This is a genomic window from Acidimangrovimonas sediminis (assembly GCF_002871005.1).
GTDB classification, from domain to species: domain Bacteria; phylum Pseudomonadota; class Alphaproteobacteria; order Rhodobacterales; family Rhodobacteraceae; genus Acidimangrovimonas; species Acidimangrovimonas sediminis.
In genome coordinates this window covers 1-20248 of record NZ_PHSN01000050.1, presented here as the reverse complement: position 1 = coordinate 20248, position 20248 = coordinate 1, and the positions used below count along the sequence as shown (strand labels likewise).

The window sequence follows — 20248 nt, the reverse complement described above, 5'->3', positions numbered from 1 at the left end:
CGCGATGGAAGAGAAGCTGCGCTTCGCCATCCGTGAAGGCGGCCGCACCGTCGGTGCCGGCGTCGTCTCGAAAATCCTGAAGTAATCGCGCCCGCTGGGCACGAGGGAAGGGCCGCCTCAGGGCGGCCCTTTTCGTTTGTCAGCCTTTTCGCTTTCGGAATTGTCTGCCGTCAATGAGGGGCCGGCGTCCCGGTCGTTGACTTTGCCGCATCGCAACGCGGCAAGGGAGAGGAACCATGGGCCGTAAGACATTCGCTTGGGTGGCGGTAGGGCTGGCCTTCGGGGTCGCGACGGCCGCGGTCGCCGAGGAAAAGGCGATGACCATCGGCGAGATGGAATATCGCAACAGCTGCGTGCAGTGCCATGGCCTCGGCGGCAAGGGGGATGGGCCCATGGCCATCGTCTTGAAATCCGGCGCGCCCGACCTGACCGGCCTGCAGAAGGCCAACGGCGGCGTCTTTCCGGTGAGTCACGTCTACAACATGATCAAGGGCGACGGCCTGAGCGGCGCCCACGGAACCTCGGAGATGCCGGCCTGGGGGCTGCGCTACCGGATCGCCGCGCCCGACATGGTGGGCCCCTACGGCACGCGGGAGGACGAAGACGCCTTCGTGCAGGCGCGGATCCTCGGGCTGATCGAATATATCTCGAGCCTGCAGGAGAAATAGGCGGCCGGCCCCGCCTTCGAGACCGGCCCCCGGGGTCAGGCCGCCTTGCGCTGATGGCGGCCCTCGCCGACTTCCTCGACGATCTTGGCGCAGAAGGCGTCGAGGTCGCCGGGATTGCGTGAGGTGACGATGCCCTGATCGGCGATCACCTCCGCGTCGGTCCAGTGGGCGCCGGCGTTCTCCACATCGGTCCGGATCGAGGGGTACGAGGTCATCTTGCGCCCCTTGGCGATGCCTGTCTCGACCAGCAACCAGGGCGCGTGGCAGATCGCGGCGATCACCTTGCCCTGCCGGTCGAACGCATGGATCAGGTCCAGCGCATCCTTCTCGACGCGCAGCAGGTCGGGGTTGATCTGCCCGCCGGGCAGGACGATCGCGTCGTAATCTTCGGCGCGGGCGTCGGCGATCTTCAGGTCCGCAGGCACCGAGGCGCCCCAGTCGGTATGGTCCCATCCGCGGATCGCCTTGCCGTCGAGCGAGGCGACATGCACGGTCGCACCCTGCTCCGAAAGCTCGCGGCGCGGCACGAGAAGCTCATCCTGCTCGAAACCGTTGGTTGCCATGATCAGGATCTTCGCTTGGGTGATGTCGGTCATCGGGATCTCCTTTCGCGATGGGGCGGCACCGGGTGCCGCCGTGATCGCAGAAGAAACGCGGGCCCCGGGGTCCGCGTTCCGATCCACGCGGACACGGCCGCGCGACCGGAAGGCGAGGAGACGGCGGGGCAGGGGGCGGCATGTGGGCTTGCTACGGGAAGGCGGAGAAGACGAATTCGGCGCTGGATCGCGGAAGTGGTGAAAAGGCGCTTGATTTCGGGAGGTGGCTGGCATAGCACCCGCGCAGGCCTAGGGGTATAGCTCAGTTGGTAGAGCATCGGTCTCCAAAACCGAGGGTCGCGGGTTCGAGTCCTGCTGCCCCTGCCATTGAAATCACGCGATAATCTGGATTTCGATGACCGGCCAGGACGCGCAGTTGGGCGTTCGGTTGGGATTTTCCGATTCAAATTCGAGCTTCCAGAGACTGGATTAGCGCTGCGCGGCCTTGCCGAGTGGGCCGCGCTGAGCTGTTGTCCTTTCCTTGGTAGCCGGGTGAGGTCCCATGATGCTGGCGATTTCCAAGACGAATGCCCGAGATCGCCCCGTTGGCCTGCAGCGTAGTCGAGGTGGTTCGCTGGTAATCCGCGCCGAGGATGGCCACGCCGTTCCAGCCGCCGAGGGCGAAGGGGATTTCGGCGTGGGCGTCGAGGGCGAGGGCGTGCTGCGAGAAGTCGCGCGCCAGCCACGTCAGGCGCGAGATCTGGTTGTCCGCGGTGGCGGTACTGCCGGCGTAGGAATAGAAGAAGTCGGCCGACTGGTAGGACTGGCGCAGGCTGAACTTCAGCCGTGTGCCGCCGGTAAGGCGATGCTCGACCGCGACCACGCCGTCGGTGACCCCGTTCTTCGTCATGTCGACGAAGCCGCCGCCATCGGCATAGGTGAGCACGAAGCGGCCGCGCAGCGTGCCTTCCTTGTTCAGCTTGCCGGCGTAGTCGAGCTCAACCCGGCCCTGGCCGTTCGAGTTCGCGCTGACGGTGGCCGATCCGCCGGGGGTGGTGCGGGTGGCCTGTTTCAGGCGCATGTTGATCGCCCCCGCCGGTGCTCCGGTCGCCGTGAACAGGCCCGACGGGCCCTTCAGCACCTCGACATGGTCCACGATCGACAGGTCGGGCTGGGTGCCGTAGATCGAAGAGACCGGCGCGGGCAAGCCGTCGAAATAGAGGTAGTCGAACTCGAACTCGCGCGAGAAGATCGACGAGCGCCCGATATCGTTGTTCAGGATCATCAGGCCGGGTGCGTCGTTCAGCGCGGTATAGCCGCCGTCCTTGATCTGCTGTGAGGTGATCACCACCGTCGATTGCGGCACTTCGCGCGGCGACATCGCCGCCTTCTCGCCGACCGAAATGCGGTCGGTGCGGTAGCTGTCGGTGCCCTCGGTCTCGTAGCTCGACCCCTCGACACGGATGTCGTCGAGCTTCAGCACCTCGCCGGAGGTGAGCCTGTCGTCGGCGCAGCGTCTGTTTCGCAGGGCCTACGGTGTTCCGGCGATGGCCCGTCTGCGCGGGCTGCGGCTGGACCGCACGCGCGACTCGCTGGCACGGGTCCAGAGCGTGGCAGAGGCGGCGCGGCTGGCAGGGTTCGCCTCGGCCGAGAGCTTCGCGACGGCCTTCCGGCGCCGCTTCGGCCTGCCGCCGTCACATCTGGCGCGCGATCCCGCACGCTGAGTCGGGGTCGCCGGGCAGGGGCAGGTCGGCGCGCGTCGAATCCTCTCAAGTCCTTCAGCGGACGGGAAATTCCGCCATGAAACCTTGGGGCCGCGACGTATGGCCGTGCCGTGACGTCAGGCGCGGTTTCCAGAGAATTCCGTCTTCGCGCCCCAAAGATGCCGGATTGGGCCGGAAAACTGCCGCAATGGACCTCTGTGCGACGGAACTTCCGCGATGACAGCAAGGCTGTTGAGCATGATTCTCCGTGGCCCTTCGTGGGCTGCGCTGATCGCGGCCGTCGTGACCGCGCTGATCGGTGCGGGGCTGAGCTATGGCCTGCGGCTGGAGGCGGATCCCTATCTCGACATGGCGCGGCGGCCGCTGCCGCCCGCCGTGGCGATCGACCGTTTCCATGCGCCCAACGGCCACCGCCCGACCGAGGCCGCCCTGCAGGTGACGGTGATGACCGATGCGCAGGTCACGCTTCCCGGTGCGGCGGGAGGCGGGCCGAACAGCTATTTCGTTCCCTTCACCGCCCCGCCCGGAGGGGCCGGCGAAGGCGAGGTGCTGGGTGGGATGATCCTGTCCAGGCAGGCGCGCGACGCCTTCGTCCAGTGGGCGGTGACCGGGAACGGGCCGGAGCTTGCGGTGCAGGGGGTCGCGATGACGGTGGGCGGGCTGGTGCGCCACCCCGCTGCCGCCAGCGCGGCGCTTGCCGAGATGCGGGCGCGCGGGTTGGCGGTGGCGCGCGACCCCGTCTTCCTTACCCCCTATGCCGGTCGGCGGGATCAGGTGCTGGCGGCGGAGGCGGCCCAGGTGCGCAGCAATCCTTTGCCGCGCGTGTTCTTCCTTCTGGCGGTCTGCCTGCTGCTGCTGGCGGTCAACCGGCTGGCGCAGGAGGTCAACGCGCGGCGCGACGACCCGGAGCCGCTATCGCTTGCCAAGACCCGCAACACCGCGTTCGAGCGGGTCTCGCAGATCGTCACCCGGCAAGACGGCGTCGGCGACCGCGCGGCTGAGGCGCGCGACGCAGCCGCCAACCCGGCCGCGCACGCCGCGCCCCCGGGGGCCGATCCGCACGGCGGCGCAGGGTCCGCAGGCTTCGGCCGGGTCGCGGGCCGCTGGGCCAGGTATGTGGCGCTGTGGCTTGCGACGGCGACGATCGGTTGGGCGATCGCCCGGGCCATGCCGCGGGTCGTGGGTGTGCAGGCGCTGGTGATCGGCTCGGTGGCGCTGCCGGCTGCCGTGGTGGCGATCGAACTGTTGGCGCGGCGGTTCGCGCGGAACTCCGCCGCCCGCGCGGCGGTCGCCGGGGGCGGGGAGGATCCGCCCAGCGGCGGGGGCAAGCGTCGGCGGCGCCGTGGTTTCCTGCGCTCCGACGATCCGTTCGCCCGGTTGCACAGAAGCGTCACTGCGGGAAAGGTGCAGACGGGCACTGGCCCCCGCCCTTGAAATCCTCCGGCGATCCGCGTATCTGCCGCCGGTACGCCACCCGGAGAGTTCCGGGCCGGGCGACAATGTCGAAGACAGGACGGACGAGATGGCGAAGGCGAACCCCCTCCAGTTCATGCAGCAGGTCCGCTCGGAAGTGGGCAAGGTGGCCTGGCCGTCGCGGCGCGAGGTCGGCCTGACCACGCTGATGGTCTTCGTCATGGCGGCGCTGACGGCGGCGTTCTTTTCGGTGATCGACATCGTGATCCGCACGGGTCTGACGACGCTTCTGAACTATCTGCACTGAGGCGGGCGCAGGGCCGGGCCCCTTGCGGGGGTTCGGCGGCGGCACCGGACAGGGCATTGCGGCGGCGCCGGGATGCCGAATTTCCTTTCGAAGTCTTGAATTCGGGGGGCGGTACGGGTAAACGCAGGCCCGGACCGGAAGGAAGGGCGCGCGGCGATTCGCTTGGCGCGCCGTTTCATGTTTCGGGACGGCGGTCGAACCGCTTGAATTTATGAAGAATTCCGGCGCCCCCATGGTGGTGGCTCCCCGGGCGAGACGAGGTGACGGACTGATGGCGAAACGCTGGTATTCGGTAAGCGTTCTCTCGAACTTCGAGAAGAAGGTGGCCGAGACGATCAGGCAGGCCGTCATTGATGCCGGTCTCGAGGACGAGATCGAGGAAGTGCTGGTGCCGACCGAGGAAGTGCTCGAGGTGCGGCGCGGCAAGAAGGTGACGAGCGAGCGCCGCTTCATGCCCGGCTACGTGCTGGTGCGGATGGAGATGTCGAGCCGCGGGTATCACCTGATCTCCTCGATCAACCGGGTGACCGGTTTTCTCGGGCCTCAGGGCAAGCCGATGCCGATGCGCGACGATGAGGTGAACCAGATCCTCAACCGCGTGGAGGAAGGCGAGGCCGCGCCGCGCAACCTGATCCGCTTCGAGGTGGGCGAGCAGGTGCAGGTGACCGACGGGCCGTTCGAGGGCTTCTCGGGCATGGTCGAGGACGTCGATGACGAGCATTCGCGCCTGAAGGTGACGGTGTCGATCTTTGGCCGGGCTACCCCGGTCGAGCTGGAATTCACCCAGGTGTCGAAAGGCGCCTGAGTGATCTTCGTGGGAGGCGAGCGCGCGGGGCAGTGACCCCGGGTGACGGACCGGACCACTAAACCAAGGCCCCGCGTGGGGCTGGTGACAGAAGGAGAGGCCACATGGCCAAGAAAGTGATCGGGCAGCTGAAGCTGCAAGTTAAGGCGGGGCAAGCCAACCCGTCCCCGCCGGTTGGTCCGGCGCTGGGTCAGCGCGGCCTGAACATCATGCAGTTCTGCAAGGATTTCAACGCCCGCACCCAAGAGATGGAGCCGGGTGCGCCCGTGCCGACCATCATCACCTACTACCAGGACAAGTCGTTCAGCCTTGAACTGAAGACTGCGCCGGCATCCTACTACCTGAAGAAAGCCGCGAAGCTGCAGTCGGGTTCCAAGACCCCGGGCCGCGCCTCGGCCGGCTCCGTCACGGTTGCCCAGGTGAAAGAGATCGCCGAAGCCAAGATGAAGGATCTGAGCGCCAACGACATCGAGGGCGCGATGCAGATCATCCTGGGCTCGGCCCGGTCGATGGGTATCGAGGTGAAGGGGTAAGTCATGGCCAAGCTTGGTAAACGTACCCGCGCCGCGCGCGAAGCCTTCGCCGACAAGGTCAACCTGTCGGTCGAGGATGCGATCGAGCTGATCAAGTCGACCGCTTCGGCGAAATTCGACGAGACGGTCGAGATCGCGCTGAACCTGGGCGTCGATCCGCGCCACGCCGACCAGATGGTCCGCGGCGTCGTGACCCTGCCCAACGGCACCGGCAAGGACGTCCGCGTCGCCGTGTTCGCCCGTGGTCCGAAGGCTGACGAAGCCAAGGAAGCCGGGGCCGACATCGTTGGCGCCGAGGACCTGATGGAAACCATCCAGGGCGGCACGATCGAATTCGATCGCTGCATCGCGACCCCGGACATGATGCCGCTGGTCGGCCGTCTGGGCAAGATCCTGGGCCCGCGCAACCTGATGCCGAACCCCAAGGTCGGCACCGTGACGATGGACGTGAAAGCGGCTGTCGAAGCGGCGAAGGGCGGCGAAGTGCAGTTCAAGGCCGAGAAGGCGGGCGTCGTGCACGCCGGCGTCGGCAAGGCCTCGTTCGACGCGGCGAAGCTGGCGGAAAACATCCGCGCCTTCGTGGATGCCGTGTCGCGCGCGAAGCCCACGGGCGCGAAGGGCACCTACATGAAGAAGGTGTCGCTGAGCTCGACCATGGGCCCGGGCGTGTCGGTCGACCTCGTGTCGGCGTCGGGCAACTAAGAGAATTTGCCGGGGAGACCCGGCGAATGGCGGGGCGGCCCGCAAGGAACCGCCCTGTCCTGTCCGAGACGGAGGGTGCCCGATCCGCAAGGTGACGGCTTAATGTCCTTCCCGAGATGGGGAACGAGACGGATTTTCGGGGTGCTTCTGCCCTTCGTGATCTTGGCCTCGGGACCCTCACGGACCCGAACGCCCTGCCACAAGGCGGGGCACAATTGAGCCGGGGGGAAACCCCCAAACTTGGAGTGAAACTGTGGATAGAGCCCAGAAAGAGAAAGTGGTCGAGGAACTCGGCCAGATCTTCGAAAGCTCTGGCGTCGTGGTGGTTGCCCACTACGAAGGTCTCACGGTTGCCGAGATGCAGGACCTGCGCGCGAAAATGCGTGAAGTTGGTGGGTCCGTCCGCGTCGCCAAGAACAGGCTCGCCAAGATCGCCCTTCAGGACAAGCCTTGCGCAAGCATGGCCGACCTTCTGACGGGGATGACCGTACTCGCCTATTCCGAAGATCCCGTCGCTGCGGCGAAGGTGGTCGAGGATTACGCCAAGAAAAACGAGAAGCTCAAGGTTCTCGGTGGCGCAATGGGCGATACGGCTCTGGATCCGGCCGGTGTCAAGGCCGTGGCCGCCATGCCGTCGCGCGAGGAGCTTATCGCTTCGATCGTGGGCTGCATCGGTGCCCCGGCATCCAACATCGCCGGCGCCATTGGCGCTCCTGCTTCGAACATCGCGGGCATCCTCTCGACCCTCGAGGATCGCGAGGCCGCGTAAGCAACCGAAAAGACCTCCGTACTGGAAATTCCGGACGTTGGACCCCATCTTAGAAAACGGAACTGAAAAATGGCTGATCTTAAGAAACTCGCCGAAGAGATCGTGAACCTGACGCTTCTCGAAGCCCAGGAACTGAAAACCATCCTCAAGGACGAATACGGCATCGAGCCCGCCGCCGGCGGCGCGGTGATGATGGCCGGTCCGGCTGCTGGCGGCGAAGCCGCTGCCGAGGAAGAGAAAACCGAATTCGACGTCGTGCTCGTCGAAGCCGGTGCTCAGAAGATCAACGTGATCAAGGAAGTCCGCGGCATCACCGGCCTCGGCCTGAAAGAAGCCAAGGACCTCGTCGAGGCCGGCGGCAAGGTCAAGGAAGGCGCTCCGAAAGCGGAAGCCGAAGAGATCAAGAAAAAGCTCGAAGAGGCTGGCGCCAAAGTCGAGCTCAAGTAATTCTGCCCGTGATGCAATCCGCATCGCGAGGATGAATTCACCAAGGCCGGGCCCGGAGAAATTCGGGCCTGGCCGCGCCTGTCTTGGAGAGGCCCGGTCACATCCGGGCCTGCCCAAGGGAGGCCCCAGGGTTCGGGAGCAGGCCGGTGGGACGGCGTGCATGAATGGAACCCGCCCCCCGTTTCGCCTGCGGCGTGCAACCGGTGCCCCGACGGTTGCCGCGCCAGCGAAAAGACGAAAGGTGACGACGAGCATGGCTCAAGCTGCGATCGGTCAGAAGCGCATCCGCCGGTACTACGGCAAAATCCGCGAAGTCCTGGAAATGCCGAACCTCATCGAGGTTCAGAAATCCTCCTACGATCTGTTCCTGAAATCGGGCGACGCGCCCCAGCCCGCCGATGGCGAAGGCATTCAGGGCGTGTTCCAGTCGGTGTTCCCGATCAAGGACTTCAACGAGACGGCGGTGCTGGAGTTCGTGAAATACGAGCTCGAGAAACCCAAGTACGACGTCGATGAATGCATGCAGCGCGACATGACCTATGCCGCGCCGCTGAAGGTGACGCTGCGCCTCATCGTGTTCGATGTCGACGAAGACACCGGGGCCAAGTCGGTCAAGGACATCAAGGAACAGGACGTCTTCATGGGCGACATGCCCCTGATGACGCCGAACGGCACCTTCATCGTCAACGGCACCGAGCGGGTCATCGTTTCCCAGATGCACCGCAGCCCGGGCGTGTTCTTCGACCACGACAAGGGCAAGACCCATTCGTCGGGCAAGCTGCTGTTCGCCTGCCGGATCATTCCCTACCGCGGCTCGTGGCTCGATTTCGAATTCGACGCCAAGGACATCGTGTTCGCGCGGATCGACCGTCGCCGGAAGCTGCCGGTGACGACGCTTCTCTATGCCCTGGGCATGACCCAGGAGCAGATCACGGACGCGTATTACGACACGGTCAGCTACCGCTACGAGAAGAACAAGGGCTGGGTGACCAGGTTCTTCCCCGAGCGCGTGCGCGGCACCCGTCCGACCTATGACCTGATCGACGCCGCCACCGGCGAGGTGATCTGCAAGGCCGGCGACAAGATGACGCCCCGGATGGTCAAGAAGCTGCTCGACGAGGGCACGGTGACCGAGCTTCTGGTGCCGTTCGACCGGATCGTCGGCAAGTACGTCGCCAAGGACATCATCAACGAGGAAACCGGCGCAATCTACGTCGAGGCCGGGGATGAGCTGACCTGGGACACCGACAAGGACGGCGAGGTCAAGGGCGGCACGCTGAAGGACCTGATGGACCAGGGCATCACCGACATCCCGGTGCTGGACATCGACGGCGTCAACGTCGGCCCCTACATCCGCAACACGATGGCCGCGGACAAAAACTGGAACCGCGACACCGCGCTGATGGACATCTACCGGGTCATGCGCCCGGGCGAGCCGCCGACCGTCGAGGCCGCGTCGACCCTGTTCGACAGCCTGTTCTTCGACAGCGAGCGCTATGACCTGTCGGCGGTCGGCCGGGTCAAGATGAACATGCGCCTCGCGCTCGACAAGCCGGACACCCAGCGCACGCTGGACCGTCAGGACATCGTCGCCTGCATCAAGGCGCTGGTGGAACTGCGTGACGGCAAGGGCGAGATCGACGACATCGACCACCTCGGCAACCGTCGGGTGCGTTCGGTCGGCGAGCTGATGGAGAACCAGTACCGCGTCGGTCTGCTGCGGATGGAGCGCGCGATCAAGGAGCGCATGTCGTCGGTCGAGATCGACACCGTCATGCCGCAGGACCTGATCAACGCGAAACCGGCGGCTGCCGCGGTGCGTGAATTCTTCGGCTCGTCGCAGCTGTCGCAGTTCATGGACCAGACCAACCCGCTGTCGGAAGTCACCCACAAGCGGCGTCTCTCGGCCCTCGGGCCGGGCGGTCTCACGCGTGAGCGTGCGGGCTTCGAGGTGCGCGACGTTCACCCGACGCATTATGGCCGGATGTGCCCGATCGAAACGCCTGAAGGTCAGAACATCGGTCTGATCAACTCGCTCGCCACCTTCGCGCGGGTGAACAAGTACGGCTTCATCGAAACCCCCTACCGCAAGGTGGCGGACGGCCAGGTGACCGACGACGTGGTCTACATGTCGGCGACCGAGGAAATGCGGCACACCGTGGCGCAGGCGAACGCGACGCTGGATGAAAGCGGCAAGTTCGTGAACGACCTCGTGTCGACCCGCAAGGCCGGCGAGTTCATGCTGAACCCGCCCGAGAACGTCGACCTGATCGACGTGTCGCCGAAGCAGCTGGTGTCGGTCGCGGCCTCGCTGATCCCGTTCCTCGAGAACGACGACGCGAACCGCGCTCTGATGGGCTCGAACATGCAGCGTCAGGCTGTGCCTCTGCTGCAGTCCGAGGCGCCGCTGGTGGGTACCGGGATCGAGGCCGTCGTCGCCCGCGATTCGGGCGCCGCGATCATGGCGCGCCGTGCCGGCGTGGTGGACCAGGTCGATGCACAGCGCATCGTCGTGCGGGCAACCGAGATGCTGGAACCCGGCGAGCCGGGCGTCGACATCTACCGCCTGCGCAAGTTCGCGCGTTCGAACCAGTCGTCGTGCATCAACCAGCGTCCGCTGGTGAAGGTGGGCGATACCGTGGCGCGCGGCGAAGTCGTGGCCGACGGGCCGAGCACCGACATGGGTGAACTGGCGCTTGGCCGGAACATCGTCGTCGCGTTCATGCCCTGGAACGGCTACAACTACGAGGACTCGATCCTGATCTCCGAGCGCATCCTGCGCGACGACGTCTACACTTCGATCCACATCGAGGAATACGAGGTCTCGGCCCGCGACACCAAGCTTGGGCCGGAAGAGATCACGCGCGACATCCCGAACGTCGGCGAGGAGGCCCTGCGCAACCTCGACGAGGCCGGCATCGTCTACATCGGCGCAGAGGTGAACCCGGGCGACATCTTGGTGGGCAAGATCACCCCCAAGGGTGAAAGCCCGATGACGCCCGAGGAGAAGCTGCTGCGCGCGATCTTCGGCGAGAAGGCATCGGACGTGCGCGACACCTCGCTGCGTCTGCCGCCGGGGGCCTATGGCACCATCGTCGACGTGCGGGTCTTCAACCGTCACGGCGTCGACAAGGACGAGCGTGCGCTGCAGATCGAGCGTGAAGAGGTCGAGCGTCTGGCGCGTGACCGCGACGACGAGATGGAGATCCTCGAGCGCAACCTCTACGCGCGTCTCAAGACCCTCATCCTCGGCAAGACCGCGGTGAAGGGGCCGAAGGGCGTCAAGGCCGGGTCCGAGATCAACGAGGACCTGCTCGAGACGCTGAGTCGCGGCCAGTGGTGGCAGCTGGCGCTGGGTGAAGAGAGCGAGGCCAAGGAGGTCGAGGCACTTCACGATCAGTTCGAGGCGCAGAAGCGCACGCTGGAGGCCCGGTTCGACGACAAGGTCGAGAAGGTCCGCCGCGGCGACGATCTGCCCCCGGGCGTGATGAAGTCGGTCAAGGTGTTCGTCGCGGTCAAGCGCAAGCTGCAGCCGGGCGACAAGATGGCCGGCCGTCACGGCAACAAGGGCGTCATCTCCAAGGTGGTCCCGGTCGAGGACATGCCGTTCCTGGCGGACGGTACCCCGGTCGACTTCGTTCTGAACCCGCTGGGCGTGCCCTCGCGGATGAACGTGGGTCAGATCCTCGAAACTCACATGGGCTGGGCCGCGCGCGGCCTGGGCGTGAAGATCGACGAGGCTCTGGCGGGCTACCGCCGTTCGGGCGACCTGACCGAGGTGAAGGAAGCGATGCGTCTGGCCTACGGCGACGAGGTCTATGACGAGGTCATCGCGGATCGCGACGAGGACAGCCTGGTCGAGGCGGCTTCGAACGTGACCCGCGGCGTGCCGATCGCGACCCCGGTCTTCGACGGTGCGAAAGAGGCCGATGTCAACGACGCGCTCGTCCGGGCTGGTTTCAACCAGTCGGGCCAGTCGATCGTGTTCGACGGCCGCACCGGCGAGCAGTTCGCGCGTCCGGTCACGGTGGGTGTGAAGTACATGCTCAAGCTGCACCACCTGGTCGACGACAAGCTGCACGCCCGTTCCACCGGTCCGTACTCGCTCGTCACGCAGCAGCCGCTGGGTGGTAAGGCGCAGTTCGGCGGTCAGCGTCTGGGGGAGATGGAGGTCTGGGCGCTGGAAGCCTACGGCGCCGCCTACACCCTGCAGGAGATGCTGACGGTGAAGTCGGACGACGTGGCCGGCCGGACCAAGGTCTACGAAAGCATCGTCAAGGGCGAGGACAACTTCGAGGCGGGCGTTCCCGAGAGCTTCAACGTGCTCGTCAAGGAAGTCCGCGGCCTCGGCCTGAACATGGAACTCCTGGACGCGGAGGAAGAGGAATAAGGGCCGCCCGTGTGGGGTGCGTCTGAGCGCACCCCACTGCCCCCTCTTTCCTTCCGCCCGAATTCAAGGATTTGAAGATGAACCAGGAACTGACGACAAACCCGTTCAACCCGCTTCAGGCGCCCAAGACGTTCGACGAGATCAAGATCTCGCTCGCGTCGCCGGAGCGGATCCTTTCGTGGTCCTACGGCGAGATCAAGAAGCCCGAGACCATCAACTACCGCACGTTCAAGCCCGAGCGTGACGGCCTGTTCTGCGCGCGCATCTTCGGCCCGATCAAGGACTACGAGTGCCTGTGCGGCAAGTACAAGCGCATGAAGTACCGCGGCGTCGTCTGCGAGAAATGCGGCGTCGAAGTGACCCTTCAGAAGGTGCGCCGCGAGCGGATGGGCCATATCGAGCTGGCCGCGCCGGTCGCGCACATCTGGTTTCTGAAGTCGCTGCCGAGCCGCATCGGCCTGATGCTGGACATGACGCTGCGCGATCTGGAACGCATTCTCTACTTCGAGAACTACGTGGTGATCGAGCCGGGTCTGACCGACCTGACCTACGGCCAGCTGATGACCGAAGAGGAATACCTCGACGCGCAGGACGCTTATGGTGCCGACGCCTTCACGGCGAACATCGGTGCCGAAGCGATCCGCGAGATGCTGTCGGCGATCGACCTGGAAGCGACCGCAGAGCAGCTGCGCGAGGACCTCAAGGAAGCCACCGGTGAACTGAAGCCGAAGAAGATCATCAAGCGGCTGAAGATCGTCGAGCACTTCCTCGAGTCGGGCAACCGCCCCGAGTGGATGATCCTCACGGTGCTGCCCGTGATTCCGCCGGAACTGCGTCCGCTGGTGCCGCTCGACGGTGGCCGGTTCGCGACGTCGGACCTCAACGACCTGTATCGCCGGGTGATCAACCGCAACAACCGCCTGAAGCGGCTGATCGAGCTGCGCGCGCCGGACATCATCGTCCGGAACGAAAAGCGGATGCTGCAGGAAGCCGTCGACGCGCTCTTCGACAACGGCCGCCGCGGCCGCGTCATCACGGGCACCAACAAGCGCCCGCTGAAGTCGCTGTCGGACATGCTCAAGGGCAAGCAGGGCCGTTTCCGCCAGAACCTTCTGGGGAAACGGGTCGACTTCTCGGGCCGTTCGGTGATCGTGACAGGTCCGGAGCTGAAGCTGCACCAGTGCGGCCTGCCGAAGAAGATGGCCCTCGAACTGTTCAAGCCGTTCATCTACTCGCGGCTTGAGGCGAAGGGTCTGTCGTCGACGGTGAAGCAGGCGAAGAAGCTGGTCGAGAAGGAGCGCCCGGAGGTCTGGGACATCCTCGACGAGGTGATCCGCGAGCATCCGGTTCTTCTGAACCGCGCGCCGACGCTGCACCGTCTGGGCATCCAGGCGTTCGAACCGATGCTGATCGAGGGCAAGGCGATCCAGCTGCACCCGCTCGTCTGCTCGGCCTTCAACGCGGACTTCGACGGCGACCAGATGGCCGTGCACGTGCCGCTGAGCCTCGAGGCGCAGCTGGAAGCGCGCGTCCTGATGATGTCGACGAACAACGTGCTGTCGCCCGCCAACGGCGCGCCGATCATCGTGCCGTCGCAGGACATGGTGCTTGGCCTCTACTACGTCACGATGGAGCGCAAGGGCATGCCGGGCGAAGGCATGGCCTTTGCCTCGATCGAGGAAGTGGAGCACGCGCTGGCTGCCGGCGCGGTGCATCTGCACACCAAGATCACCTGCCGGATCCGTCAGATCGACGACGAGGGCAACGAGGTGCTCAAGCGCTATGAAACCACGCCGGGCCGTGCCCGTCTGGGGGCGCTTCTGCCGCTCAACGCCAAGGCGCCGTTCGAGCTGGTCAACCGTCTGCTGCGCAAGAAGGACGTCCAGAACGTCATCGACACCGTCTACCGCTACTGCGGCCAGAAGGAATCGGTGATCTTCTGCGACCAGATCATGGGCATGGGCTTCCGCGAGGCGTTCAAGGCAGGCATCTCGTTCGGCAAGGACGACATGCTGATCCCGGACAGCAAGTGGACCATCGTGAACGACGTTCGCGACCAGGTGAAGGAATTCGAACAGCAGTACATGGACGGCCTGATCACCCAGGGTGAGAAGTACAACAAGGTCGTCGATGCCTGGTCGAAATGCTCCGACGCCGTGGCTGCCGAGATGATGAAGGAGATTTCCGCCGTGCGCGTCGATGACGCGGGCGCCGAGAAAGAGCCGAACTCGGTCTACATGATGTCGCACTCCGGTGCGCGTGGTTCGCCTGCGCAGATGAAGCAGCTGGGCGGGATGCGCGGCCTCATGGCCAAGCCCTCGGGCGAGATCATCGAGACGCCGATCATCTCGAACTTCAAGGAAGGCCTGACCGTGCTCGAGTACTTCAACTCGACCCACGGTGCCCGGAAGGGTCTGGCCGACACCGCGCTGAAGACGGCGAACTCGGGCTACCTGACCCGCCGCCTGGTGGACGTGGCGCAGGATTGCATCGTGCGGTCCGTCGACTGCGGCACCGACAAGTCGATCACGGCGGAAGCCGCGGTCAACGACGGTGAAGTCGTCGCCTCGCTGGGCGAGCGCGTGCTGGGCCGTGTCGCGGCCGAGGACGTGACCGTTCCGGGCACGGACGAGGTGCTGGTCCAGGCCGGCGAGCTGATCGACGAGCGCAAGGCCGACGCGATCGAGCAGGCGCAGCTCCCTTCGATCCGCATCCGCTCGCCGCTGACCTGCGAGGCCGAGGAAGGCGTCTGCGCCATGTGCTACGGGCGCGACCTTGCCCGCGGCACCATGGTCAACGTCGGCGAGGCCGTCGGCATCATCGCCGCGCAGTCGATCGGTGAACCGGGCACGCAGCTGACGATGCGGACCTTCCACATCGGCGGCATCGCGCAGGGTGGCCAGCAGTCGTTCCTCGAGGCCAGCCAGGAAGGCAAGATCGAGTTCCGGCACACCAGCCTGCTCGAGAATGCCGCCGGCGAGCAGATCGTCATGGGCCGCAACATGCAGATCGCGATCATCGACGACAACGGGATCGAACGCGCCAGCCACAAGCTGGGCTACGGCACCAAGCTGTTCGTCAAGGACGGCCAGTCGGTCAAGCGCGGCACCAAGCTGTTCGAATGGGACCCCTACACCCTGCCGATCATCGCCGAAAAGGGCGGTGTCGCGCGGTTCGTGGATCTCGTCTCGGGCCTCTCGGTCCGCGAGGACACCGACGATGCGACCGGCATGACCCAGAAGATCGTCTCGGACTGGCGCGCGGCCCCCAAGGGCAACGAGCTCAAGCCCGAGATCATCATCATGGATCCGGCCACCGGCGAACCCATGCGCAACGAGCAGGGCAGCCCGATCTCCTACCCGATGTCGGTCGACGCCATTCTGTCGGTCGAGGACGGTCAGGACGTGAAGCCCGGCGACGTTGTCGCGCGTATCCCGCGCGAGGGTGCCAAGACGAAGGACATCACCGGGGGTCTTCCCCGCGTGGCGGAACTCTTCGAGGCGCGCCGTCCGAAGGACCACGCGATCATCGCCGAACACGATGGCTATGTACGCTTCGGCAAGGACTACAAGAACAAGCGGCGGATCGCGATCGAACCGACCGACGAGACCTTGAATGCCGTCGAGTACATGGTGCCGAAAGGCAAACACATCCCGGTGCAGGAAGGCGACTTCGTGCAGAAGGGCGACTACATCATGGACGGCAACCCCGCGCCGCATGACATCCTGCGCATCATGGGTGTCGAGGCGCTGGCGAACTACATGATCGACGAGGTGCAAGACGTCTACCGGCTGCAGGGCGTGAAGATCAACGACAAGCATATCGAGGTGATCGTCCGCCAGATGCTGCAGAAGTGGGAGATCCTCGACTCCGGGGAGACCACGCTTCTGAAGGGCGAGCATGTCGACAAGTCGGAGCTCGACGAGGTGAACGCCGCGGCCGAAAAGGCCGGCCGTCGTGTCGCGTCGGCCGAACCGATCCTGCTCGGCATCACCAAGGCGTCGCTGCAGACGCGGTCGTTCATCTCGGCGGCCTCGTTCCAGGAGACGACGCGCGTGCTGACCGAAGCCTCGGTCATGGGCAAGCGCGACAAGCTGGTGGGCCTGAAGGAGAACGTCATCGTCGGCCGGCTGATCCCGGCGGGCACCGGCGGGGCGACGGCGCGTGTGCGCAAGATCGCGGCCGATCGCGACCAGAAGGTGATCGACGCAGCCCGCGCCGAAGCCGAGGCCGCGGCCGCGCTGGCGGCGCCCACGGACGAGGGCGTGATGGGCGAGGAGGCCGACCTGGGCCTCGTCGAGACCCCGGAAAGCCGCGACGAATAAGGCGCACCGCCTGTTGAAACGGATGGGCCCTTGCCGGCGACGGCGGGGGCCCTTTCGCATGGGGGCAAGGCGGGGGGCCAGCCCCCCGGACCCCCCGGGATATTGAAGAGCAGAAAGTCCTGAGAGGATGTTCACTTTCTGCTCTCAAATATCCCGGGGGTTGCGGGGGCTGGCCCCCGCGGCGTGACGGAAGGGCCCGCGGGGCGCCCGCCGCGTTCACCTGCTGTTGACAACCCCCGCGACTCCCCCTATACGCCCGCCATCCCGTGCTGCGGCAACGGCCTTGTTGCGCGGGGTTCAGTATCGGAAGTGGTCATGATCCGGGCCCTCGCTTGCCCCGATCCTCTGGATTTCCACCGCGTCGCGCCCCGCGCAGGGGAGCGTATGCGGTGTTGGCGTTTTGCATGGGGCAAGGCGCCGTCGAGAAGCAGCGTCCCTGGGTTTGGGGGCGAGTATTGACAGACACCGGACCAAGAGAGGAACCGGAATGCCGACGATCCAACAGCTCATCCGCAAGCCGCGGGAGCCGAAAGTCAAACGCTCCAAGTCGCAGCACCTGGAGCAATGCCCGCAGAAGCGTGGTGTTTGCACCCGCGTCTACACCACCACCCCGAAGAAGCCGAACTCGGCCATGCGGAAAGTCGCCAAGGTGCGTCTGACCAACGGCTACGAGGTCATCTCCTACATCCCCGGTGAAAAGCACAACCTGCAGGAGCACTCGGTCGTGCTCATCCGCGGCGGTCGTGTAAAAGACCTTCCCGGTGTGCGCTATCACATCCTGCGCGGTGTTCTGGATACCCAGGGCGTCAAAGATCGTCGTCAACGCCGTTCGAAGTACGGCGCCAAGCGTCCGAAGTGAGGAGATAACAGATGTCCCGTCGTCACGCTGCCGAGAAACGCGAAGTCCTGCCCGACGCCAAGTTCGGCGACCGCGTTCTGACCAAGTTCATGAACAACCTGATGGTCGACGGCAAGAAGTCCGTCGCCGAACGTATCGTCTATGACGCCCTGGACCGGGTCCAGACCCGTCTGAAGCGCGAGCCGATCGAGTGCTTCCACGAAGCCCTCGACAACGTGAAACCCTCGGTCGAGGTGCGGAGCCGCCGCGTCGGTGGTGCCACCTACCAGGTGCCGGTCGAAGTGCGCCCCGAGCGCCGCGAAGCCCTGGCCATCCGCTGGCTGATCATCGCGGCCCGGAACCGCAACGAGAACACCATGGAAGAGCGTCTTGCCGGCGAACTGTCGGATGCCGTGAACAACCGCGGCACCGCGGTGAAGAAGCGCGAAGACACTCACAAGATGGCCGACGCCAACAAAGCGTTCAGCCATTACCGCTGGTAAATTCATTCTAGCCTGAGGCGATCCAATGGCACGCGACTATCCTCTCCAACGCTACCGCAACTACGGTATCATGGCCCACATCGATGCGGGCAAGACCACGACGACCGAGCGGATCCTCTACTACACCGGCAAGAGCCACAAGATCGGCGAGGTGCATGACGGCGCCGCGACGATGGACTGGATGGAGCAGGAGCAGGAGCGCGGGATCACCATCACCTCGGCGGCGACCACGACGTTCTGGCAGCGCCAGGACGATCCGACCGCCGAGGGCACTTCGGACACGAAGTACCGCTTCAACATCATCGACACCCCCGGCCACGTCGACTTCACCATCGAAGTCGAGCGTTCGCTGGCGGTGCTCGACGGTGCGGTTGCGCTGCTCGACGGCAACGCCGGTGTCGAGCCGCAGACCGAAACCGTCTGGCGCCAGGCCGACCGCTACAAGGTTCCGCGGATGGTCTTCGTCAACAAGATGGACAAGATCGGCGCCGACTTCTTCCGCTGCGTCGAGATGATCAAGGAGCGCACCGGTGCCACCCCGGTTCCGGTCAACTTCCCGATCGGCGCCGAGGACAAGCTCGAGGGCATCGTCGACCTGATCACCATGGAAGAGTGGGTCTGGACCGGTGAAGACCTGGGCGCCGGCTGGGTGCGTCAGCCGATCCGCGACGATCTCAAGGATCTGGCCGACGAATGGCGCGGCAAGATGATCGAGAACGCCGTCGAGATGGACGACGACGCGATGGAGGCCTACCTTGAGGGCAACGAGCCCGACGAGGCGACCCTGCGCCAGCTGATCCGCAAGGGCACGCTGTCGCTCAGCTTCGTGCCGGTGCTGGGTGGTTCGGCGTTCAAGAACAAGGGTGTGCAGCCCCTGCTCAACGCCGTGATCGACTTCCTGCCCTCGCCGCTGGACGTGCCGCCCTACATGGGCTTCTCGCCGGACGATGAGACGGAAACCCGCAACATCGCGCGTCACGCCTCGGACGAAGAGCCCCTCTCGGGCCTCGCGTTCAAGATCATGAACGACCCCTTCGTCGGTTCGCTGACCTTCACGCGCATCTACTCGGGCATCCTGTCCAAGGGCGATTCGATCCTGAACTCGACCAAGGGCCGGAAAGAGCGCATCGGTCGTATGATGATGATGCACTCGAACTCGCGTGAGGAAATCGACTGGGCGGCTGCGGGCGACATCATCGCCATCGCCGGCCTGAAGGAAACCACCACGGGTGACACGCTCTGCGCGACCAACTCGCCGGTCGTTCTGGAAACCATGAGCTTCCCGGACCCGGTGATCGAGATCGCGGTGGAACCGAAGTCGAAGGCCGACCAGGAGAAGATGGGCCTCGCCCTGCAGCGCCTGGCCGCCGAAGACCCGTCGTTCCGCGTCGAGACCGACCTCGAGTCGGGCCAGACCATCATGAAGGGCATGGGCGAACTTCACCTCGACATTCTGGTCGACCGCATGAAGCGGGAGTTCAAGGTCGAGGCGAACATCGGTGCCCCGCAGGTGGCCTATCGCGAGACCATCTCGAAGCCGACCGAGATCGACTACACCCACAAGAAACAGACCGGTGGTACCGGCCAGTTCGCGCGGGTGAAGCTGCAGATCGACCCGACCGAGCCGGGCGAGGGTTACTCGTTCGAATCGAAGATCGTCGGTGGTGCGGTGCCGAAGGAATACATCCCCGGCGTCGAGAAGGGCATCAAGTCGGTCATGGACTCGGGTCCGCTTGCCGGCTTCCCGGTGATCGACTTCAAGGTGGCGCTGATCGACGGTGCCTTCCACGACGTCGACTCCTCGGTCCTGGCGTTCGAGATCGCGACCCGTGCGGCGATGCGTGAAGGCCTGCGGAAGGCCGGCGCGAAGCTGCTCGAGCCGGTCATGAAGGTCGAGGTGGTGACGCCCGAGGAATACACCGGCGGCATCATCGGCGACCTGACCAGCCGTCGCGGCATGGTGCAGGGGCAGGACACCCGCGGCAACGCGAACGTCATCAACGCCTTCGTCCCGCTGGCCAACATGTTCGGCTACATCAACTCGCTGCGCTCGATGTCCTCGGGCCGTGCGAACTTCACGATGCAGTTCGACCATTACGAGGCCGTGCCGCAGAACATCTCGGAAGAGATCCAGAAGAAATACGCTTGAGTTTCCGGTGCGCCGGCCACGGCGCACCCTACCCGCCCGTAGGGTGCGCGCCAGCGCACCGCACCGAGAAAAGGAGAAGCCTCGATGGCTAAGGCAAAGTTTGAACGGACGAAACCGCACGTCAACATCGGCACGATCG

Annotated in this window: 17 protein-coding genes and 1 tRNA gene; 16 read left to right on the top strand and 2 right to left on the bottom strand. The window is 65.2% G+C overall.

Going from position 1 to position 20248, the window contains the following annotated elements:
* Both CVV76_RS25730 and CVV76_RS23755 read left to right on the top strand, forming a co-directional pair.
* The coding region (locus tag CVV76_RS25730; RefSeq protein ID WP_146010331.1) for an EF-Tu C-terminal domain-related protein at positions 1 to 85 on the top strand (85 nt) is incomplete at its 5' end.
* A gap of 151 nt (positions 86 to 236) precedes the next feature.
* Positions 237 to 668, top strand: coding sequence for a c-type cytochrome (locus CVV76_RS23755; RefSeq protein ID WP_102227169.1), 432 nt, complete (start codon positions 237 to 239; stop codon positions 666 to 668).
* Between the two features lie 35 nt (positions 669 to 703).
* On the opposite strand, the gene CVV76_RS23750 is transcribed toward CVV76_RS23755, so the two are convergent.
* Positions 704 to 1264, bottom strand: a complete 561-nt coding sequence (locus tag CVV76_RS23750; RefSeq protein ID WP_102227168.1) for a type 1 glutamine amidotransferase domain-containing protein — start codon at positions 1262 to 1264, stop codon at positions 704 to 706.
* Between the two features lie 251 nt (positions 1265 to 1515).
* On the opposite strand from CVV76_RS23750, the gene CVV76_RS23745 reads away from it, so the two are divergent.
* Positions 1516 to 1591 (top strand) — tRNA-Trp (locus CVV76_RS23745).
* 76 nt (positions 1592 to 1667) lie between these two features.
* On the opposite strand, the gene CVV76_RS23740 is transcribed toward CVV76_RS23745, so the two are convergent.
* Entirely contained in the window at positions 1668 to 2687 is a 1020-nt protein-coding gene (locus tag CVV76_RS23740) for a TonB-dependent siderophore receptor (protein WP_233193136.1), read from the bottom strand.
* 64 nt (positions 2688 to 2751) lie between these two features.
* Here CVV76_RS23740 and CVV76_RS23735 point away from each other — a divergent pair, with 64 nt between their 5' ends.
* The 13 genes from CVV76_RS23735 to fusA all read left to right on the top strand — a co-directional run bounded on the left by CVV76_RS23735 (position 2752) and on the right by fusA (position 20109).
* Complete coding sequence (locus tag CVV76_RS23735; RefSeq protein ID WP_233193134.1) at positions 2752 to 2928, top strand: helix-turn-helix domain-containing protein; 177 nt, start codon at positions 2752 to 2754, stop codon at positions 2926 to 2928.
* 231 nt (positions 2929 to 3159) lie between these two features.
* Positions 3160 to 4362, top strand: a complete 1203-nt coding sequence (locus tag CVV76_RS23730) for a hypothetical protein (protein WP_146010382.1) — start codon at positions 3160 to 3162, stop codon at positions 4360 to 4362.
* Between the two features lie 88 nt (positions 4363 to 4450).
* The gene (gene secE / locus CVV76_RS23725; RefSeq protein ID WP_102227165.1) at positions 4451 to 4648 is read left to right on the top strand and encodes a preprotein translocase subunit SecE; all 198 of its coding nucleotides are present in this window, start codon (positions 4451 to 4453) and stop codon (positions 4646 to 4648) included.
* A 271-nt stretch (positions 4649 to 4919) separates the two neighbouring features.
* Positions 4920 to 5453: a transcription termination/antitermination protein NusG gene (nusG, locus tag CVV76_RS23720; RefSeq protein ID WP_102227164.1), complete on the top strand. Its 534-nt coding sequence runs from the start codon at positions 4920 to 4922 to the stop codon at positions 5451 to 5453.
* A 104-nt stretch (positions 5454 to 5557) separates the two neighbouring features.
* The gene (gene rplK, locus CVV76_RS23715; protein ID WP_102227163.1) at positions 5558 to 5986 is read left to right on the top strand and encodes a 50S ribosomal protein L11; all 429 of its coding nucleotides are present in this window, start codon (positions 5558 to 5560) and stop codon (positions 5984 to 5986) included.
* 3 nt (positions 5987 to 5989) lie between these two features.
* The gene (rplA, locus tag CVV76_RS23710) at positions 5990 to 6688 is read left to right on the top strand and encodes a 50S ribosomal protein L1 (protein ID WP_102227162.1); all 699 of its coding nucleotides are present in this window, start codon (positions 5990 to 5992) and stop codon (positions 6686 to 6688) included.
* A gap of 253 nt (positions 6689 to 6941) precedes the next feature.
* A complete protein-coding gene (rplJ, locus tag CVV76_RS23705; protein WP_102227161.1) occupies positions 6942 to 7457 on the top strand; it encodes a 50S ribosomal protein L10 in 516 nt (171 codons plus the stop codon).
* Positions 7458 to 7526: 69 nt separating this feature from the next.
* Positions 7527 to 7904, top strand: coding sequence for a 50S ribosomal protein L7/L12 (gene rplL, locus CVV76_RS23700; RefSeq protein ID WP_102227160.1), 378 nt, complete (start codon positions 7527 to 7529; stop codon positions 7902 to 7904).
* A gap of 253 nt (positions 7905 to 8157) precedes the next feature.
* Entirely contained in the window at positions 8158 to 12294 is a 4137-nt protein-coding gene (gene rpoB, locus CVV76_RS23695) for a DNA-directed RNA polymerase subunit beta (protein WP_102227159.1), read from the top strand.
* A gap of 77 nt (positions 12295 to 12371) precedes the next feature.
* Positions 12372 to 16619, top strand: a complete 4248-nt coding sequence (gene rpoC / locus CVV76_RS23690) for a DNA-directed RNA polymerase subunit beta' (RefSeq protein WP_102227158.1) — start codon at positions 12372 to 12374, stop codon at positions 16617 to 16619.
* Positions 16620 to 17106: 487 nt separating this feature from the next.
* Complete coding sequence (gene rpsL, locus CVV76_RS23685; RefSeq protein WP_102227157.1) at positions 17107 to 17478, top strand: 30S ribosomal protein S12; 372 nt, start codon at positions 17107 to 17109, stop codon at positions 17476 to 17478.
* 11 nt (positions 17479 to 17489) lie between these two features.
* On the top strand, positions 17490 to 17960 hold the full coding sequence (gene rpsG, locus CVV76_RS23680) for a 30S ribosomal protein S7 (protein ID WP_102227156.1): 471 nt from the start codon (positions 17490 to 17492) through the stop codon (positions 17958 to 17960).
* Positions 17961 to 17985: 25 nt separating this feature from the next.
* Positions 17986 to 20109 carry an elongation factor G gene (gene fusA / locus CVV76_RS23675; RefSeq protein WP_102227155.1) on the top strand — a complete coding sequence of 708 codons (2124 nt, stop codon included), beginning with the start codon at positions 17986 to 17988 and terminating at the stop codon, positions 20107 to 20109.
* Positions 20110 to 20248 lie beyond the last annotated feature (139 nt).

Coding starts and splice junctions, on each gene's coding strand:
- CVV76_RS23755 (WP_102227169.1), top strand. CDS start 237: ATGGGCCGTAAGACATTCGCTTGGGTGGCGGTAGGGCTGGCCTTCGGG.
- CVV76_RS23750 (WP_102227168.1), bottom strand. CDS start 1,264: ATGACCGACATCACCCAAGCGAAGATCCTGATCATGGCAACCAACGGT.
- CVV76_RS23735 (WP_233193134.1), top strand. CDS start 2,752: ATGGCCCGTCTGCGCGGGCTGCGGCTGGACCGCACGCGCGACTCGCTG.
- secE (WP_102227165.1), top strand. CDS start 4,451: ATGGCGAAGGCGAACCCCCTCCAGTTCATGCAGCAGGTCCGCTCGGAA.
- nusG (WP_102227164.1), top strand. CDS start 4,920: ATGGCGAAACGCTGGTATTCGGTAAGCGTTCTCTCGAACTTCGAGAAG.
- rplK (WP_102227163.1), top strand. CDS start 5,558: ATGGCCAAGAAAGTGATCGGGCAGCTGAAGCTGCAAGTTAAGGCGGGG.
- rplA (WP_102227162.1), top strand. CDS start 5,990: ATGGCCAAGCTTGGTAAACGTACCCGCGCCGCGCGCGAAGCCTTCGCC.
- rplL (WP_102227160.1), top strand. CDS start 7,527: ATGGCTGATCTTAAGAAACTCGCCGAAGAGATCGTGAACCTGACGCTT.
- rpoB (WP_102227159.1), top strand. CDS start 8,158: ATGGCTCAAGCTGCGATCGGTCAGAAGCGCATCCGCCGGTACTACGGC.
- rpoC (WP_102227158.1), top strand. CDS start 12,372: ATGAACCAGGAACTGACGACAAACCCGTTCAACCCGCTTCAGGCGCCC.
- rpsL (WP_102227157.1), top strand. CDS start 17,107: ATGCCGACGATCCAACAGCTCATCCGCAAGCCGCGGGAGCCGAAAGTC.
- rpsG (WP_102227156.1), top strand. CDS start 17,490: ATGTCCCGTCGTCACGCTGCCGAGAAACGCGAAGTCCTGCCCGACGCC.
- fusA (WP_102227155.1), top strand. CDS start 17,986: ATGGCACGCGACTATCCTCTCCAACGCTACCGCAACTACGGTATCATG.